Source organism: Actinoplanes sandaracinus, from assembly GCF_030009775.1.
Classification (GTDB): Bacteria; Actinomycetota; Actinomycetes; order Mycobacteriales; family Micromonosporaceae; genus Actinoplanes; species Actinoplanes sandaracinus.
In genome coordinates, this window is record NZ_JASCTH010000020.1 from 20,620 (window position 1) to 36,921 (window position 16,302).

The following is a 16,302-nucleotide window of genomic DNA, read 5'->3' on the forward strand; positions in this document are numbered from 1 at the left end:
CGGGCCCGAGTGGCAGGTGGTGTCGGGGCGGGGCGACGTGGTGGCGGTTGGCGGTGGTGTGACGTTGCGGCGGGCGGGGAGTGGTGGGGTGGTGAGCGGGTGGGAGGGTGAGGGAGCGGGGAGGGTTAGGTGGGCGTCTCGCGGGCAAGCGCGAGGTATGCGAGCGTTGACATGGCAGGGCACCGGCAAGGTGTCCGTGGAGAACGTCCCCGACCCTAAGATCGAGCAGCCGACCGACGCGATCGTGCGGATCACCTCCACCGCGATCTGTGGCTCCGACCTGCATCTTTACGACGTCCTGGGAATGTACCTCGACAAGGGCGACGTTCTCGGCCACGAGCCGATGGGCATCGTCGAGGAGGTCGGGCCCGGTGTCAGCCACATCCGGCCCGGGGACCGGGTGGTGATCCCGTTCAACATCTCCTGTGGGCACTGTTGGATGTGCACGCGCGGCTACTTCGCGCAGTGTGAGACCACCCAGGTGCGCGAGCAGGGCTCCGGCGCGGCGCTGTTCGGCTACACCAAGCTGTATGGCCAGGTGCCCGGTGGTCAGGCCGAGTACCTGCGGGTGCCGCAGGCCCAGTTCGGGCCGATCAAAGTGCCCGAGCAGCATCCTGACGAGCGTTATCTTTTCCTCTCCGACGTGCTCACCACCTCGTGGCAGGCGGCCCGCTACGCGGACGTCGAGCCGGGTGACACCGTCGTCGTCACCGGGCTCGGGCCGATCGGTCAGATGTCCGCCCGGATCGCCCGGCACCTCGGCGCCGAGCGTGTGATCGGGATCGACAGCGTGGCCGAGCGCCTCGCGATGGCGCAGCGGCACGGCATCGAGACCATCGACACCGGTGCGGTCGATGACGTCGGAGAAGCCGTCCGGCAGCTCACCCACGGCCGTGGCGCCGACGGTGTGATCGAAGCCGTCGGCATGGAGGCGCACGGCTCACCGTTCCAGGCCGCGGCCGTCAAAGCGGCCGGCATGCTGCCCGGCCCGATCGCCCGCAAGGCCACCGAGACCCTCGGCGTGGACCGCATGGCGGCGCTGCGCACCGCCTTCGACGTGGTCCGGCGGGCCGGCACCATCTCGATCATCGGCGTGTACGGCGGCAATGCCGACCCGTTCCCGATGATGGATCTCTTCGACAAGGGTGTGACCATCCGGATGGGACAGGCCCACGTGAAGCGCTGGGTGGACGACCTGCTGCCGCTGCTGACCGGCGATGACGATCCGCTCGGCGTCGACGACCTGGTCACCCACCGCCTGCCGCTGGAGCAGGCGCCGCACGGCTACGAAATCTTCAAGCAGAAGGACGACGGCTGCATCAAGGTGGTGCTCAAGCCATAGCGGTCAGTGACCGTCCGGCGATCAGTGCCGGAACGGTCAGTACTCGTCCCGGCGTGTGATGTCGGCACGCGGGGCGCCGGCGCGTTGCTCGTCTGCCCGTCCGGCGGCTGTACCTTGCGCGTCTACCCGTGCTGCGGCTGCGACCTGCGCGTTCGCCCCTGCGGCGGCTGCAGCCTGCGCGTTTGCCCGTGCGGCGGCTGCACGTTGGGCCTTTGCGCGTTCGGTGGCTGCGTATTGCGCTTTCGCCAGTGCGGTGGCCGCGTGGTGGGCTTTTGCTTGTTCGGCCGCGGCGTGTTGGGCGTCTGCCCGTGCGGCGGCTGCGCGTTGTGCCTTCATGCGTTCGGTGAGTGCGCCTGTGTCGTCTGCCTGTTCGTCTTCTGTGCGTTCGGCGTGGGAGCGCAGGATCGTCAGGCCGGTGAGGAGTTCCAGCGCGGCGGTCACTGCGCCGGCCCAGCAGGCGACCTGGAGGCTACCGCCGGCCGCCAGGACCGCCACCGCCGCCAGCAGCCCACCCGCCAGCGGCAACACGGACAGCACGAATGGGGCAGACCGTCGTGCGGCCGGCGACTGTTCACCGGCCCGCCGCCTCCGGACGGCGGTCGCGGCACCGAACCCGGCCGCTGCGAGCAGCGCCGCCCCGGCCGTCCCGGCGAGTGGGGCAACGCGCGGGGCGCCGTCGATCAGCAGCGCCAGCGCGCCGAGGACGAAAGCCACCGGCAGGGCGCCCAGAGCCGCGTAGGAAAGCAGGTCGGAGGTGGGGCGTTGCGGTGCTGCGCCGGGAAGTGGGTGGGAGGTGGGGCGTTGCGGTGCTGCGCCGGGAAGTGGGTGGGAGGTGGGGCGTTGCGGCGTCGCGGCGGGAAGTAGGTCGGAGGCGGGGCGTTGCGGCGCCCGTACCTCATCCGGAAGCTTTTCCGCCCAGCCGTCGGCCGGGCCGTGCGCCTGGCCGTCGGCCCGGGTTTCCGCTCGGCCTTTTGCTTGGTCCGCCGTGGGGCCTTTCGCCTGGCCCGCCGTGGGGTTTTTCGCTCGGCCTTGCGCCTGGCCCTTCGTGGGGGTTTGTGCTTGGCCCGGGGCCGGCGTTTTCGGTGGGCCCTGCGGCTGCGGCGGGATCACGGCGGCGGCCGCCACTTGCGGGGTGGCGGTGGTCTCCTCGGTGGGCACGGGCTACTTGCTCGCCCAGACGTCCAGGTTGAAGCGCTCCAGCACTCCCGGCACGAACAGGCCGGCGATGGAGAGCAGCGAGATGACCGTGAACGCGGTCCGCAGCACGACCACCTCGACCTTGCCGCCGACCTTGACGGCCATGCTGTTCGGGATGCCGACCATTCTCCACATGCGGCGGTTGAGCGGGATCGGCCAGAGGATCGGCACCCCGTTCTTGGTGATCATGTCGCCGAGGATGTGGACGAAACAGCCGACGCCGACCGCGACGCCCAGCAGCGGATAGCCGCGGTCAGTGGGCAGGTTGGCGGCGGTGAACCAGGCGATCACGGCCGAGGCGAGGGTCACGATGACCCAGCCGGCCCGCTCCGCCCACTTGTCGAAGAGGCCTCGCAGGGCCAGGCCGGACATGAAGAAGACGATGCCGATGACCGCCCAGTAGCCGTAACCGGCGCACAGGGCGGTGGTGCCCCAGCCGATCAGCCCGCAGAACGGCAGCGTGTGCGTGAAGGTGCGGTGCCCGTTGTCCCGGCGCGGGTCACGGCTCAGTTTCGTGGCCGTGTAGACGCCCAGTGAGAACTTCTCCACCACCTCGGCCACGAACAGCGACGCCACCCCGAAGGTGCGGGCCACGGTCGCGCCGCCCTGGTTGCGGGTCACCTTACCGGACATGTCGAGGTCGGGCAGGAGCGCGCCGCCCGCACAGATCGCCGTGCCGACCGCCACCTCCAGCGGCGACTGGGCCACATTGGCGAACTGGTGCAGAGCCCAGCTCCCGGCAAGCCAGGCAGCCGCGCCCGATAGCGCGTGCGACGGACCCATCATTGGCGTTGTCCCTCCCCGAACAAAACTCGGCCACTGTGGCAGAGCCAGCGAAGAAGATCAACGACCGGGTCCGTATGTCGCGCGTGGGGTCGGCCACCCGACAGCCGGCGGTCAGTGCCGCGCCCAGTGCCCGAAGCTGTACTCCGGGCTCCAACGGCCGTACCTGGCGTGTTTGAACAGGCCGACGACCAGGAACGCCAGCGGAATGATCGGCCAGAAGAAGTCGGCGCCGGAGAGCAGCCACAGTCCGGTCAGGACACCGGCGGCGATCAGGATGAAACTGCCGTGCCGGTGCAGGGACCGGCGTGTCGCGGCGCGGGCGCCCGGGGTGCGGGCGAGAGCGTGACGGCCCCCGCCGGGCAGGTCCACGGTCAGACCGGTGAGCTCGTCGCGGAACTTCGCGGCGTACGTGGTGGCCAGGCGCTCCTCACCCTCCGCCAGATCGAGGCGTCCCTCGGCCATGGCGGCACGCAGGATCTCGGCGACCTGCTCGCGCTCGGTGTCGGAGGTGCGCAGCCGGGTAGGGGCGGGGGTGGTGGCGTGGGGTTGCATCGTCTTCTCCTTCGCTCGGGGCTTGCACACACCAGAGTGGGCTGTGGCGGGACCGGCACGCGTCGGCCCAGCGGCGCATTCGTGCGGCGCAGCCGGCCCTGTCGCCGGCCACGGTCGTACGCCCCCGGGCGTACCGGGACCATGGCGTGTGCGCCGCCGGAAGTACGTCCACACGCCGATGACCGGGGCCGGTCCTGTGCCGTACGTTCGCTTCATGAGGCATTCGGGCCGTGACGGCGTGCCGGGCCGGCGTGGCCGGGCGCGGTGGTGGCGGCCCACATCCGGCCCCTGCGAGTCTCCGGGCCTCGCGGGGCCGCTGGACGAGCGGCTGTCGGCCGCGCCGTGGCAGCGGACGAGGCGGGGGCCGCACTCCGGCTGGCCGCCCGGCGCCGCGATCGTGGCCTCGATCTTCCACATCGCCGGGGTCCGGGAACTCGCCGAACGCGGCGGCCTTCACATGGCCCTCACCCCGCCGGTCTACGCGTTGCTGCTGATCGGCCCGCTCGCGCTGCTCTGGCGGCGGCGGGCCCCGCTCGTGGGGTTCGTGGTCGCCGCCGCCGCGTCCCTCGTCGTCGCCACCCGCGCCGATCCCCACTGGATGTACGCCGTCGCACCTGGCATGGCCCTGTTCGCTCTGGCCAAGCAGGGCCGGCGGACCGCGGCCGGTATCGCCGCGGCCATCGCCTGGGTGACCTATCTGGTGGTGACCGTGGGCCTGGCCGGGCCGTGGGGTCTGCCCGCCGGGGCACGGCCCGGCCCGCGCGAGTCGTTGTTGGCCGGGGCCGGGCTGCTGGGCTGCGTTCTCGCCGGCGCGGTCGCGAAGGTCCACCGTGACCAGGTGGCCGCTCTGGCGCAGGCCCGGGACGAGAAGCAGCGTGCCGCCGAGGAGCAGAAGCGGGCCGAGAGCGAGCAGAAACGGCGGCAGGCCTCGGAGGAGCGCCTGCGGATGGCGCAGGAGCTGCACGATGTGCTGGGCCATCACCTTTCCCTGATCAGCGTCCAGGCGGGAGTGGGTTTGCATCTCATGGACAACCGGCCGGAGCAGGCTCGCGAGGCGCTTTCCGCGATCAAGACGGCGAGCGCGGAGGCCTTGCGTGAGGTGCGGTCGGTGCTGGGCGTGCTGCGTACCGAGGGGGAGGCCGCGCCCAGGCAGCCCGCGCTCGGTCTCAACCGGCTCACCGCGCTGACCGCCGATGCCGGTTTCCCGGTGCGCACCCGGATCGGTGGCGAGCCGCGGGTGCTGCCGGCCGAGGTCGACCGGGCCGCCTACCGGATCGTGCAGGAGGCGCTCACCAACGTCCGTCGGCATGCCGGTTCCGGGCCGGCCGTGCTCATCGAGATCACTTACCGGGGCGACGCGCTCCACCTGTCGATCAGCAACACCGGCCCGGCCGGTGACGGCGGTGACGGTGTCGCCGGCGGTCCGGCGAAGGGCCGGTTCCAGCAGGGGAGCGGCATCGCCGGGATGCGGGCGCGGGCGGAGAGCCTGGGTGGCCGGCTCACGGCCGGGCCGGAACCCGACGGCGGCTTCCGCGTCATCGCTGTGCTGCCGTCCCCGCCGGTACCCGGAGCCGGGCCTCCGCCGGAGGGGACGCTGCCCGCCTCGCCGGGCGCCGCACCCTCGCCCGGGCGATCACCGGCGCTTTCGGATGCCGCGTCCTGGGGGTCATCGGTGGTGCCGGACGCCGCGTCATCCCCTGGAGCCGGTCCGGAGCCGGTCGAGGAGCCGGCGGCCGTGCATCCCGCCCCGGGGCGGCCCGGGCAGCACGGGCAGCCACGGGTGGCGGCGCGGCGCTCCGAGGGGGACCGATGATCTCGGTGGTGATCGCTGACGACCAGGCGCTGGTCCGGGCCGGGTTCCGGGCGCTGCTCGACGCCGAGCCGGACATCGACGTGGTGGGCGAAGCGGCGGACGGGTTGCGGGCGGTGGAGATGGTCCGGGCGACCCGGCCGGACGTCGTGCTGATGGACATCCGTATGCCGGGCGTGGACGGCCTGGAGGCGACCCGCCGCATCGCCGCCGATCCGGCACTGGCCGCCACCCGGGTGGTCATCCTGACGACGTTCGAGTTGGACGAGTACGTGTTCGAGGCGCTGCGCACCGGCGCTTCCGGCTTCCTGGTGAAGGACACCGAGCCGGTCGACCTGCTGCGCGGGGTGCGGGCGGTCGCGGCCGGGGACGGTCTGCTGTCGCCGAGCGTGGCCCGCCGGGTGATCGGCTCGTTCGCGACCGCGTCGGCGCACGGCCGGCGGCCGGAGCCGCCTCCCGAACTGGACCAGCTCACCGACCGGGAACGGGAGGTGATGGCGCTGGTCGCCGAAGGGCTGTCGAACGACGAGATCGCCGCACGCCTGGTGATCAGCCCGGCCACCGCCAAGACCCACGTCAGCCGCACGATGATCAAACTGGGTGCACGGGACCGCGCCCAGTTGGTGGTCCACGCCTACGAGGCCGGCCTGATCCGCCCCGGCTGGCTGGCGGGCTGAGAGAGCGGGCCGCGGGGCGGCGGGCTCAGGGGCGGCGGGCACGACGCCGGCCCTAAGCCACCTTGCCGGCCAGGTGCTGGGGGGCCGCGAGGACCGACCGGTTGCGGCCGGCCGCCTTGGCGGCGTAGAGGGCCTCGTCGGCGGCGTTCAGCAGAGCGTCCGGCTGAGGACGGCTGAGCGTCGCGGCGCCGACCGAGACGGTGACGGCGAGGAGGTCGCCGCCGAGGTCGACGGGCAGTCCGCCGACTTCCGAGCGCAGGCGTTCGGCGAGGGCGAAAAGTTCCTCGGGGCCGGTGTGCGGGGCGAGCACCACGAACTCTTCACCGCCGTACCGGGCGACCACGCTGCCGGCCCGGTTCCCGGCGTTGAGCCGGTGCGCGACCTCGCGCAGCACCCGGTCTCCGGCCGGGTGGCCGTACCCGTCGTTGATGCGCTTGAAGTGGTCGACGTCGATCATGAGCAGGCCGACGCCGTGACCGGTGCGGGCGGCCCGCCGGCACTCGACGGCCAGCACCTCGGAGAAGTACCGCCGGGTGCGCAGGCCGGTCAGGCCGTCCGTGACGGCGGCTTTGCGCTGCGCCGAGACCAGCCCGGACATGCGGGCGAGCACCAGCAGGAACATGACCGCGCAGGCGCCGCTGATCAGCGGCACGCTTACCGGGTCGCCGCGCAGCCACTGGATGAGCTGGACTCCCGGGGCCATCAGCACCGCGATCGAGAGCACGCCCAGCCGGGCCGGCGACGCGTCCGGGAGCGCGGTGTCGCTGCGCTGGTCGAAGTGGCGGATCGCGGGGTGCAGCGCGGCGCTGCCGAGCAGCCCGAGCGACACCATCCACACGGCGTCCAGGTAGACCACGGTCACCGATGTGCCGTCGGCGATGGAGGTGGCGAGGTAGGCGGTGTCCACGCCGAGCATCAGGGTCAGGCTGCTCAGGAGCAGGTAGAGCACGGCGCCCCTGGTGCCCTGGCCCATCACCAGGCGGACCGCGAGGATGAGCAGCATCAGATCGAGGACCGGGTACGCCGACTGCGTCAGTTTCGCGTTGAGCGGCAGCTCCGAGTCGGCGGTCAGCGGCTCCAGGATGTAGATCCAGCTCAGCAGGCCGGCGCTGATCGCCACGACGAGGGCGTCGATTCCGCTGGGCAGGTCCCATCCGGGGGTGCGCCGCCGGATGAAGACCAGCACCGCGGCCGAGATGAGCAGGTAGTACGTGAAGTAGAGCAGGTCCGCCGGGGTGGGTTCGAGGAACTCGCCGGAGAGCCATTCGTCGGCGACGCTCACGCCGTCGGCGATGGCGTAGAACACCTGCGCGGCGGCGAGCACGAACCAGCCGGCCCGGTGCGGCGGGCGGTGCCGGATCGTGCCGTAGACGATCACGAACGGCGTCCCGATGCTGACCGCCATGTAGGGTAGCTGCGCGACCAGTTCGGAGCTGCCGTTCGAGCCGAGGTGGACGCGCAGCCCGACACAGAACGCCAGCACACCCAGCCAGGCGATTGCGGTCCACCGATCACGTCGCACCGGAGAAGCCTCTCTGCCGTGGGTTGCGGAACGGGTGCGTTCCGGGCATCGCTCGGTGTCAGAGTCGTCTGGCCCGCAGATGCTCGGCCACCGACCAGGCTTGGAACGGGCATCCGGTGGCCCGGTGCGGCGGGTCGCCGTCGGCGGTCTCCGAGATCGAACCGAGCCCGTGTTCGGCCAGGTGCCCTTCGATGTCGGCGAGCAGGTCGGATCCGCTGAGGCCGAGCCGGTGCAGGGCGGTCGCCCACGAGCCGGTGAGCCAGGGCCAGACCGTGCCGGTGTGGTAGGCCCGGTCTCGTTCGGCGGGCGTGCCCCGGTGCCGTCCCGAGTACCCGGCCTCGCCGGGCGCCAGGCTGCGCGGCCCGAGCGGGGTCAGCAGGGTGGCGCCGAGCCGGTCCAGGACGGCCCGGTTCGGGCGTGCCGGGGCGTGCGGCAGGGACCAGGCGAGCAACTGGTTGGGGCGGAGCACGGGATTCGCGATCGAGGCGGCCGGGCCGGGGTCGCCGACCACGTCGTGGAGCAGGCCGCCGGGCGCCGGGAAGAGCCGGGCGAACCCCTCCCGGGCCTGCGGGCAGGCCCGCTCGGCGGGACCGGGTGGCGAACCGGTGCGGGCGGACAGTTCCAGCACCGTGGCCAGGCCGTTGATCCAGAGCGCGTTCACCTCGACCGGCTTGCCCGCGCGGGCGGTCACCGGAACGCCGTCGACGCGGGCGTCCATCCAGGTCAGGGCCTCACCGGGGGCGCCGGCGCGGAGCAGGCCGTCGGCCGGGTCGGCGCCGATGCCGTAGCGGGTGCCGGCCAGGTGGTAGGCGACGATGTCGCGCAGCGCGGGCAGCAACTCCACGGCCAGGTCGTCGTCACCGGTGGCGGCCACGTGCCGGCCGACCGCGTGCAGGAACCAGAGCGTGCCGTCGACGGTGTTGTACTCGACCCCGCCGGTGTCGGCGGTGTTCGCCAGCATGCCCTCGGAAAGGGTGCCGGCGTACGCCCGGAGGAGTTCCCGGCCCTCGGAGGAGCGGTTCGTGGCCAGGAACAGGCCCTCGTAGCTGGTCATCGTGTCCCGGGACCAGGCCCCGAACCAGGGATAGCCGGCGACCACGTCCGGGCCGTTGACGGTGTGCACCACGAACGCGTCGGCGGCCAGCGCCAGGGTGGCCTGGATGTCGTCGGCGGGAGCGGCGGCCGCGACCACGGCCCGGTTGCGGAGCCGGGCGGCGGCCACGGCCGGTCCGGCCGGTGGCGGCGGATCGTTCAGGTCACCGGCCCAGGCCGACACCTCGGCGATCTCGCCGGGACGGTCCAGCGTCACGTGGAAGCTTCCCGCGTACCAGAGATCCTCTGTTGACGTGAGGCCCCGCTCCTCCTCGGTGCGGTGCCGGACGTCGCGGAACCAGTCGCCGCCCGGGGTGAAGCCCGGGCCGTTGATCCGGTAGGCGTTCTCGACGACGCAGCCGTCCGCGACGGCGGTCACCGCCGGAGGCGGGCCGTTCGCCGTACGTTCGCCGTGCGCGTCCCGCCAGGTGCAGAGGGCCTCCAGGGTGAGCCGGACCGGACCGCCGGAGACCAGCCGGTGCACGATCGCGACCGCCGGCCGGCCGTGCACCGCGGCGATCTCCCGTTCGATCACCACCTCGCCGAGCCGCCATCGCCATCGCGGCACCCCGTCGACGAGTGCGAAACCGGCCAGCAGGCGGTGCCCGGTGGGGGAGATCGCGCCGTCGGCCCACTCGTGCACGCCGAGTCGCACCACGGCGCCGGACGGACATGTGACGACCGGGTCGAGCGACGCCAGTCCCAGCCTTCGGGACGCCGGCGTGTGGTCCGCGACCACCAAAAGGCCGTGGTACCTGCGGGTTCGTAAACCGCTGACCGTTCCCATGGCATAGCCGCCGACTCCGTCGGGTACGAGCCATTCCCGGGTGGCGCCCTCAGCGAGGCGGGCGCAGACCTGGGGTCCGAAGGTGATCGGGCGGGCAGTTGCCAAGGGAGTACCCCCAACCGTGGGCGGAATCGGTCGGCCGTTGCACGATGAGGTTGGTCGCGTCGGTGCGGACGCCGTGGTGGCTTCGGACATCCGGTCTCGAGGAAGGTCGCGAACAAGCCTCACTTGACACATGAGCGTGACAACCTCAGTGTGATCGACTCCGGGGAGGAATTGCGGCCAGTGGGGGATATCGGGTTGTGGGGGTGAGAACGGACGTGTCGGAGCGCGTACGCCTGGCCCAGGCGGACTCCGGCGAGCAGCCGTGGCGCGCGTGGGGCCCGTACGTCGCCGAGCGCGCCTGGGGCACGGTCCGGGAGGACTACAGCGAGCACGGCACGGCGTGGGACTACTTCCCGCACGACCACGCGCGCTCCCGGGCGTACCGGTGGAACGAGGACGGCATGGCCGGTCTCTGCGACGACCGGCAGACGTTCGCCTTCGCGCTCGCCCTGTGGAACGGCAAGGACCCGATCCTCAAGGAGCGGATGTTCGGCCTCGGCGGCGACGGTGGCAACCACGGCGAGGACGCCAAGGAGTACTGGTGGTACCAGGACTCCACACCCACCCACTCGTGGATGCGCTGGCGCTACCACTATCCGCAGGCCGAGTTCCCCTACGACCAGCTGGTCCGGGTGAACGGGGCGCGCTCGCGCAACGAGGGCGAGTACGAACTCGTCGACACCGGCGTCTTCGACCACGACCGGTTCTGGGCGGTGACCGTCGACTACGCCAAGGCCTCCCCGACCGACGTCTGCATCGCGATCACCGTCAGCAACCGCGGGCCCGACCCGGCGGTCCTGCACGTGCTGCCCACCCTCTGGTTCCGTAACACCTGGGCCTGGGGGCTGCCGGGCCGTCACGCGCCGGCCATGACCGGTGTTCCGGGACGGATCGACGGACAGCACCAGTCGCTCGGCCACCTGTCTCTCGAGGGCCAGGGCGGGCCGGTCGCGCTGATGTGCGACAACGAGACGAACGCGCAGCGCCTGTGGGGACTGCCCGGGCGCAGCCCGTACCCGAAGGACGGGATCAACGACCACCTGATCCACCGCGCGCCCACGGTGAACCCGGCCGGGACCGGGACCAAGGGGGCGCTGCACTACCGGCTGTGGATGGGGGCGGGCGAGACCCGCACCCTCCGGCTGCGTCTCACCCAGAGTGACAAGCCGTTGCCCTCGGCGGACCTGGGGGACGGCTGGGCCGGGGTGATGCGCGCCCGGCGCGCCGAGGCCGACGAGTTCTTCGACGACGTGCTGCCGGAGGCGGCGACCGCGGACGAGAAGGACGTGGCGCGCCAAGCCGTCGCCGGGCTGATGTGGGGCAAGCAGTTCTACCACTTCGACGTGAAGCAGTGGCTGCGCGGCGACCCGGGCAACGCGCCGCCGCCACCGGGCCGGCGTTACGGGCGTAACAACGGCTGGTGGCACATGAACAGCTTCGACGTCATCAGCATGCCGGATCCGTGGGAGTACCCCTGGTACGCCGCCTGGGACCTGGCGTTCCACTGTGTCAGCATCGCCCGCGTCGATCCCGGCTTCGCGAAGTCGCAGCTCACACTGCTGCTGCGCGAGTGGTACATGCACCCCAACGGGCAGATCCCGGCGTACGAGTGGTCGTTCTCCGACGTGAACCCGCCGGTGCACGCCTGGGCGGCGCTGCAGGTGTTCCGGATCGACGGCTCCCGCGACTTCGACTTCCTCTCTCGGGTGATGCACAAGCTGCTGCTCAACTTCACCTGGTGGGTCAACCGCAAGGACGTCGGCGGCAACAACGTCTTCGAGGGCGGCTTCCTCGGCCTCGACAACGTCGGCCCGTTCGACCGGTCGGCCGCGCTGCCGGTCGCCGGGGTGCTCGAACAGTCCGACGGCACGGGCTGGATGGCGATGTACGCGCTCAACCTGCTCGACATGGCGATCCTGCTGGCCCGGCACGACCGCGCCTATGAGGACATGGCGACCAAGTTCTTCGAGCACTTCACGTACATCGCGGAGGCCGCGTACCGGCAGGGGCTGTGGGACGAGGAGGACAGCTTCTTCTACGACGTGCTGCGGTTGCCGGACGGCCACAAGGTGCCGCTGAAGGCCCGCTCCATCGTCGGCCTGCTGCCGCTGGCGGCCACCACCCGCCTCACCTCGGAGACCCTCAGCCGGCTACCGGAGATCAACTCGCGGGTCCGGTGGATGCTCCACCATCAGGGCGAGTTCGGTGATGTGATCAGTGCGCGGCGGCTCGGCGGCGCCGACCGGCGCCAGCAGCGCCTGCTCAGCATGGTCGGCCAGGATCAGCTGCTGCGCATCCTGGCACGTCTGCTCGACCCCGAGGAGTTCCTTTCGCCGTACGGGCTGCGCACGCTGTCGCGCTCCCACCTGGAGAAGCCGTTCACGGTCTCGCTGGGCGGCTCGGACTTCACCGTCGGCTACGAGCCGGCCGAGAGCACCAGCGGCCTGTTCGGCGGCAACTCCAACTGGCGCGGGCCGGTCTGGATGCCGGTCAACTACCTGCTGATCCAGGCGCTGCGCGAGTACGCCGAGTTCTACGGCGAGGATCTGAAGGCCGAGTACCCGACCGGCTCGCAGCGCAAGGCCGGGCTCACCGAGATCGCCGACGACCTGTCCCGCCGGCTGATCGGCCTGTTCGTGCCGGACGCCGACGGACGGCGCCCGATCTACGGGGCGACCGAACTGTTCCAGAACCATCCCGACTGGAAGGACCTGGTCGCCTTCCCGGAGTACTTCCACGGCGACAACGGGGCCGGGCTCGGCGCCTGGCACCAGACCGGGTGGACCGCCCTGGTGATCGACCTGGTCTTCAACCTGAGGTCTCCTCGCTGAGGCCCGGACTCGAGGTCCTGAGGCCCGTGTCTCGGGAAACCGGCGTGCGCGCCGCCCGCCGGGGCAGCGCGCACGGTGACCGGTCAGGTCAGTGGGCGCGGGTGACGATCACCTCGGCCACGTGGCGCAACTGTTCGTGGTCGGGGTGGAAGCCGGCGGCGATGTCCGGGTGCAGGCCGGCCCTGGCCTGCTCCAGGAGCATGCTGGTGACCTGCTCGACGCTCTCCCCGGAGTAGTGCTGCCCGACCTTCACGGTCGCGGCCTGCAGGGCGGAGCTGAGTTGATCCTCCAGCGGACCGCGCAGCTTCTCCTCCACGGGGTTGAGCGACTGCGGGTCGAGAGTGACATGCGGCTCGGTCAAGGTTTCCCTCCGGAGGTCAGCGACGCCTGCCGGATACCCGCGCGCCCGGCGGCGGTAAACCCGGAAAGGGCTTTCCCGCGTACGTTCACCTCCAAGGATTACCCGGTCCCGGAGGGCCGGTCGTGGCACACCTCGCGGGCCGGAATCCGGGCCGTCACGCGTAGGGTGGTCGATGAGCGGGCCGCCGGGCGGACTCGTCCGGTCGCCGTCCCCTCGCGGGACCGGGCGGCGAACTTCGGTACCAGCGCTCGCGTGGAGGCGTACGACCCCGCGACGCGCGAACCGAGGAGACCCGGCGGTTTCAGGCCCGGGTTCTCGGCGGGGTTCGCGAACGGGGTGGATGGCCGCCACAACCGGCGGTTGGGCGAGGTCGCACACCTGGTCGTGGCGATGTGAGATCCGTCCCCGAACTTTTCCAGCGGTGAGCTGTACCGTGAGAGGCTGAGTCACTCGCCCCGGACCCCGGCGTGGCATCGATGCCGCAGCGAGACTGGACCGAGGGATGGACATCATCGAAACCGCTACATCACGTGGCAGCGCCTATGCGGAACTCTCCCGCCTGATCAAGAAGGCCGGCCTGCTCGACCGCCGCCCGGGTTATTACATCGTTCACGCGGGTCTCCTCGGGGCCGCCTGTGTGGCCTCCCTGCTGGCCCTGGTCCTGATCGGCGACTCCTGGTGGCAGATGGCCGTGGCCGTCGTCTTCGCGGTGCTCTCCACGCAGCTCGGCTTTCTCGGCCACGACGCCGGGCACCGCCAGATCTTCACCTCGGGCCGGGCCAACCGGACCGCGGGCACGCTGCTCGCCAATCTCGGCGTCGCGTTCAGTTACGAGTGGTGGACCGACAAGCACAACCGGCACCACGCGCACCCCAACGACGAGGAGAAGGACCCGGACGTCGGCGTCGCCGGCCCGCTCGCCTTCACCGCCGGGCAGGTGCGGCGGGCCGCCCCGGTCGCCCGGTTCTTCCACCGGTTCCAGGCGTGGCTGTTCTTCCCGGTGCTGCTGCTGGAGGCGCTGAACCTGCGGGTCTCCAGCGTCACCTACCTGCTGCAGAAGCGGGGCTCGCGCGAGATCCGGGAGCTGGCGCTGATCACGGTGCACCTCGCCGCGTACTTCACGCTGGTCTTCCTGGTGCTCTCCCCGCTCAAGGCGGTCGTCTTCATCCTGGTGCACCAGGGGCTGTTCGGCCTCTATCTCGGCTGCGCGTTCGCGCCGAACCACAAGGGCATGCCCTCGCTGAGTGAGGCCGACGCCGCCGACTACCTGCTCCGGCAGGTTCTCACCTCCCGCAACGTGCGCGGGTTCTGGGCCACCGACATCCTGCTGGGCGGCCTCAACTACCAGATCGAGCACCACCTGTTCCCGTCGATGCCGCGGCCGAACCTGCGCCGTTCTCAGCGGATCGTCCGGGACTTCTGCCGGGATCGCGAGATCTCCTACCTCGAGACCAGCCTGGTCGCCTCCTACGCGCAGGCGGTGCGGCACCTCGACACCGTCGGCCGGACCCCGGCCGGCTGATCCGGACCGGCCGCGTCCGGCGGCCGGTGCTCTCGGAGAAGAATCGAGACGGTGAGAGCAGACACCGTACTTCTGTTCGTGGTCGCCGCCGTCGCGGTGGTGGTCGCGGTGCGGTGGACGGCGGAGCGGACCGGCATGCCGTCCGCGGCCCTGCTGACCATCGCCGGGATCGCCTACTCGGTGCTGCCCGGGCCGAACATCCCGCTGAACCCGTCGTACGTCCTCGCCTTCGTGATCCCGCCGCTGCTCTACAGCGCCGCGCTCGACTCCTCGCTGCTGGCGATCCGCCGCAACCTGACCACGGTGATCAGCCTGTCGGTGCTGCTGGTGGTGTTCACCGCCCTGATCATCGGGGTCGGCTTCACGTGGTTCGTGGCGGGGGCCACGCTCGCCGCCGGGGTGGCGGTCGGGGCCGCGGTCGCGCCCCCCGATCCGGTGGCGGCGCTCGGCGTGGCCCGGACCTCCGGGCTGCCGGTCCGGCTGGTCACCCTGATCCAGGGGGAGGGCCTGCTCAACGACGCCACCGCCCTCACCCTGCTCAGCGTCGCCGTCGTCGCGGCCGAGGGCGACGGGTTCTCGGCGCCCTCCGCGCTCGGCCAGTTCCTGCTGTCGGCCGCCGGGGGCATCGTCGCCGGCACGATCGTCGCGTACGCCGTCCGCATGCTCCGGCACGTGGCCAAGGAGCCGCTGACCGCCAACGCCGTCTCGCTGGTCACCCCCTACGTGGCGTACCTGCTCGCCGAGCGGGTGCACGTCTCCGGTGTGCTGGCCGTCGTGGTGACCGGTCTGATCATCGGCCACGACGCCCCGCGCTGGGCGTCCGGTGCGAGCCGCCTGCAGACCGGTGCGGTCTGGCGCCTCGTCGACTACCTGCTGGAGGGACTGGTCTTCCTGCTGATCGGCCAGCAGTTGCCGCAGATCCTGGAGGGGCTGCGGCAGTACGACGCCGGCACGATCGTTCCGGCCGTCGCGGTCACGGTCGGCGTGGTGGTGCTGTTCCGGCCGTTGTGGCTGGTTCTGACCCAGACGGTGCCGGCCGCGATCTCCCGGCGGTTCCGGGCCGCGGACGCGCTGTCCGGCCGCGAGGTGATCGCGCTCAGCTGGGCGGGCACCCGTGGCGTGATCAGCCTCGCGGCGATCTTCACCGTGCCGTTGACCACGACGGCCGGGGATCCGTTCCCGCTGCGCGACCTGCTGGTGTTCTGCACCCTGGTCGCGGTGCTGGTGACGTTGCTCGGCCAGGGCCTGACCTTCGCCTGGCTGGTGCGGGTCCTGCGGTTGCACGCCAGCGAGGCGGATCAGGCCGTGCTGCGCAACGAGGCCCGGTCGGCGTCGGTGCACGCGGCGCTGATCCGCCTGGACGAGATGGACACCGACGAGCCGGACGCCGATCCGCGGCTGATCGCCCGGACCAGGGAGAGGCTGCACACCCGGCTGCGCCGCTATCAGGGCCGGCTGGACTCGCTGCGGTCCGGCGCCGAGGTGGGGGCCGCGTCGTCGGCCGACTATCAGGAGGAGTCACGGATGCGGCACGTCACCATCGAGGCACAGCGGGAGGAGTTGCTGCGCTGGCGGGACGCCGGCCGGCTGCCCGACGAGGGCATGCGGGTGCTGGAGCGTGAACTCGACCACGAGGAGCACATGCTGCCCCCGAAATAGAGCCCCGAAATAGAGCCCGGAACAAGAACCGGTGACAGGGCCGGTGGCCCAAGGAGAGG

Annotated in this window: 12 protein-coding genes; 6 read left to right on the forward strand and 6 right to left on the reverse strand. The window is 71.6% G+C overall.

Annotated features, from left to right (window positions below; genetic code table 11):
* The first annotated feature begins 157 nt into the window (after positions 1-157).
* On the forward strand, positions 158-1,342 hold the full coding sequence (locus tag QLQ12_RS28060; RefSeq protein WP_282763687.1) for a zinc-dependent alcohol dehydrogenase: 1,185 nt from the start codon (positions 158-160) through the stop codon (positions 1,340-1,342).
* Positions 1,343-1,378: 36 nt separating this feature from the next.
* Here QLQ12_RS28060 and QLQ12_RS28065 read toward each other — a convergent pair whose 3' ends face one another.
* The 3 genes from QLQ12_RS28065 to QLQ12_RS28075 form a co-directional block, all read right to left on the reverse strand.
* A complete protein-coding gene (locus tag QLQ12_RS28065) occupies positions 1,379-2,500 on the reverse strand; it encodes a hypothetical protein (RefSeq protein ID WP_282763537.1) in 1,122 nt (373 codons plus the stop codon).
* 3 nt (positions 2,501-2,503) lie between these two features.
* Positions 2,504-3,325: a metal-dependent hydrolase gene (locus QLQ12_RS28070; protein ID WP_282763539.1), complete on the reverse strand. Its 822-nt coding sequence runs from the start codon at positions 3,323-3,325 to the stop codon at positions 2,504-2,506.
* Between the two features lie 111 nt (positions 3,326-3,436).
* The gene (locus QLQ12_RS28075) at positions 3,437-3,877 is read right to left on the reverse strand and encodes a DUF1707 SHOCT-like domain-containing protein (RefSeq protein ID WP_282763540.1); all 441 of its coding nucleotides are present in this window, start codon (positions 3,875-3,877) and stop codon (positions 3,437-3,439) included.
* A gap of 214 nt (positions 3,878-4,091) precedes the next feature.
* On the opposite strand from QLQ12_RS28075, the gene QLQ12_RS28080 reads away from it, so the two are divergent.
* Both QLQ12_RS28080 and QLQ12_RS28085 read left to right on the forward strand, forming a co-directional pair.
* A complete protein-coding gene (locus QLQ12_RS28080; protein ID WP_282763541.1) occupies positions 4,092-5,690 on the forward strand; it encodes a sensor histidine kinase in 1,599 nt (532 codons plus the stop codon).
* A complete protein-coding gene (locus tag QLQ12_RS28085) occupies positions 5,687-6,364 on the forward strand; it encodes a response regulator (protein ID WP_282763542.1) in 678 nt (225 codons plus the stop codon). Before QLQ12_RS28080 ends, QLQ12_RS28085 begins: the two co-directional genes overlap by 4 nt.
* Positions 6,365-6,416: 52 nt before the next feature.
* Here QLQ12_RS28085 and QLQ12_RS28090 read toward each other — a convergent pair whose 3' ends face one another.
* Together QLQ12_RS28090 and QLQ12_RS28095 are read right to left on the reverse strand one after the other, a co-directional pair.
* Positions 6,417-7,886 (reverse strand): GGDEF domain-containing protein, encoded by a 1,470-nt coding sequence (locus QLQ12_RS28090; RefSeq protein ID WP_282763543.1) that lies wholly within the window; start codon positions 7,884-7,886, stop codon positions 6,417-6,419.
* A 58-nt stretch (positions 7,887-7,944) separates the two neighbouring features.
* Positions 7,945-9,870, reverse strand: coding sequence for an amylo-alpha-1,6-glucosidase (locus QLQ12_RS28095; protein WP_282763544.1), 1,926 nt, complete (start codon positions 9,868-9,870; stop codon positions 7,945-7,947).
* Between the two features lie 203 nt (positions 9,871-10,073).
* Between QLQ12_RS28095 and QLQ12_RS28100 the strand changes: the two genes are divergently transcribed.
* Positions 10,074-12,701: an MGH1-like glycoside hydrolase domain-containing protein gene (locus tag QLQ12_RS28100; RefSeq protein ID WP_282763545.1), complete on the forward strand. Its 2,628-nt coding sequence runs from the start codon at positions 10,074-10,076 to the stop codon at positions 12,699-12,701.
* Between the two features lie 88 nt (positions 12,702-12,789).
* On the opposite strand, the gene QLQ12_RS28105 is transcribed toward QLQ12_RS28100, so the two are convergent.
* On the reverse strand, positions 12,790-13,062 hold the full coding sequence (locus QLQ12_RS28105) for a hypothetical protein (RefSeq protein ID WP_282763546.1): 273 nt from the start codon (positions 13,060-13,062) through the stop codon (positions 12,790-12,792).
* Positions 13,063-13,564: 502 nt separating this feature from the next.
* Here QLQ12_RS28105 and QLQ12_RS28110 point away from each other — a divergent pair.
* Positions 13,565-14,584: a fatty acid desaturase family protein gene (locus QLQ12_RS28110; protein ID WP_282763547.1), complete on the forward strand. Its 1,020-nt coding sequence runs from the start codon at positions 13,565-13,567 to the stop codon at positions 14,582-14,584.
* A 51-nt stretch (positions 14,585-14,635) separates the two neighbouring features.
* Entirely contained in the window at positions 14,636-16,243 is a 1,608-nt protein-coding gene (locus QLQ12_RS28115) for a Na+/H+ antiporter (RefSeq protein WP_282763548.1), read from the forward strand.
* Positions 16,244-16,302: the final 59 nt, after the last annotated feature.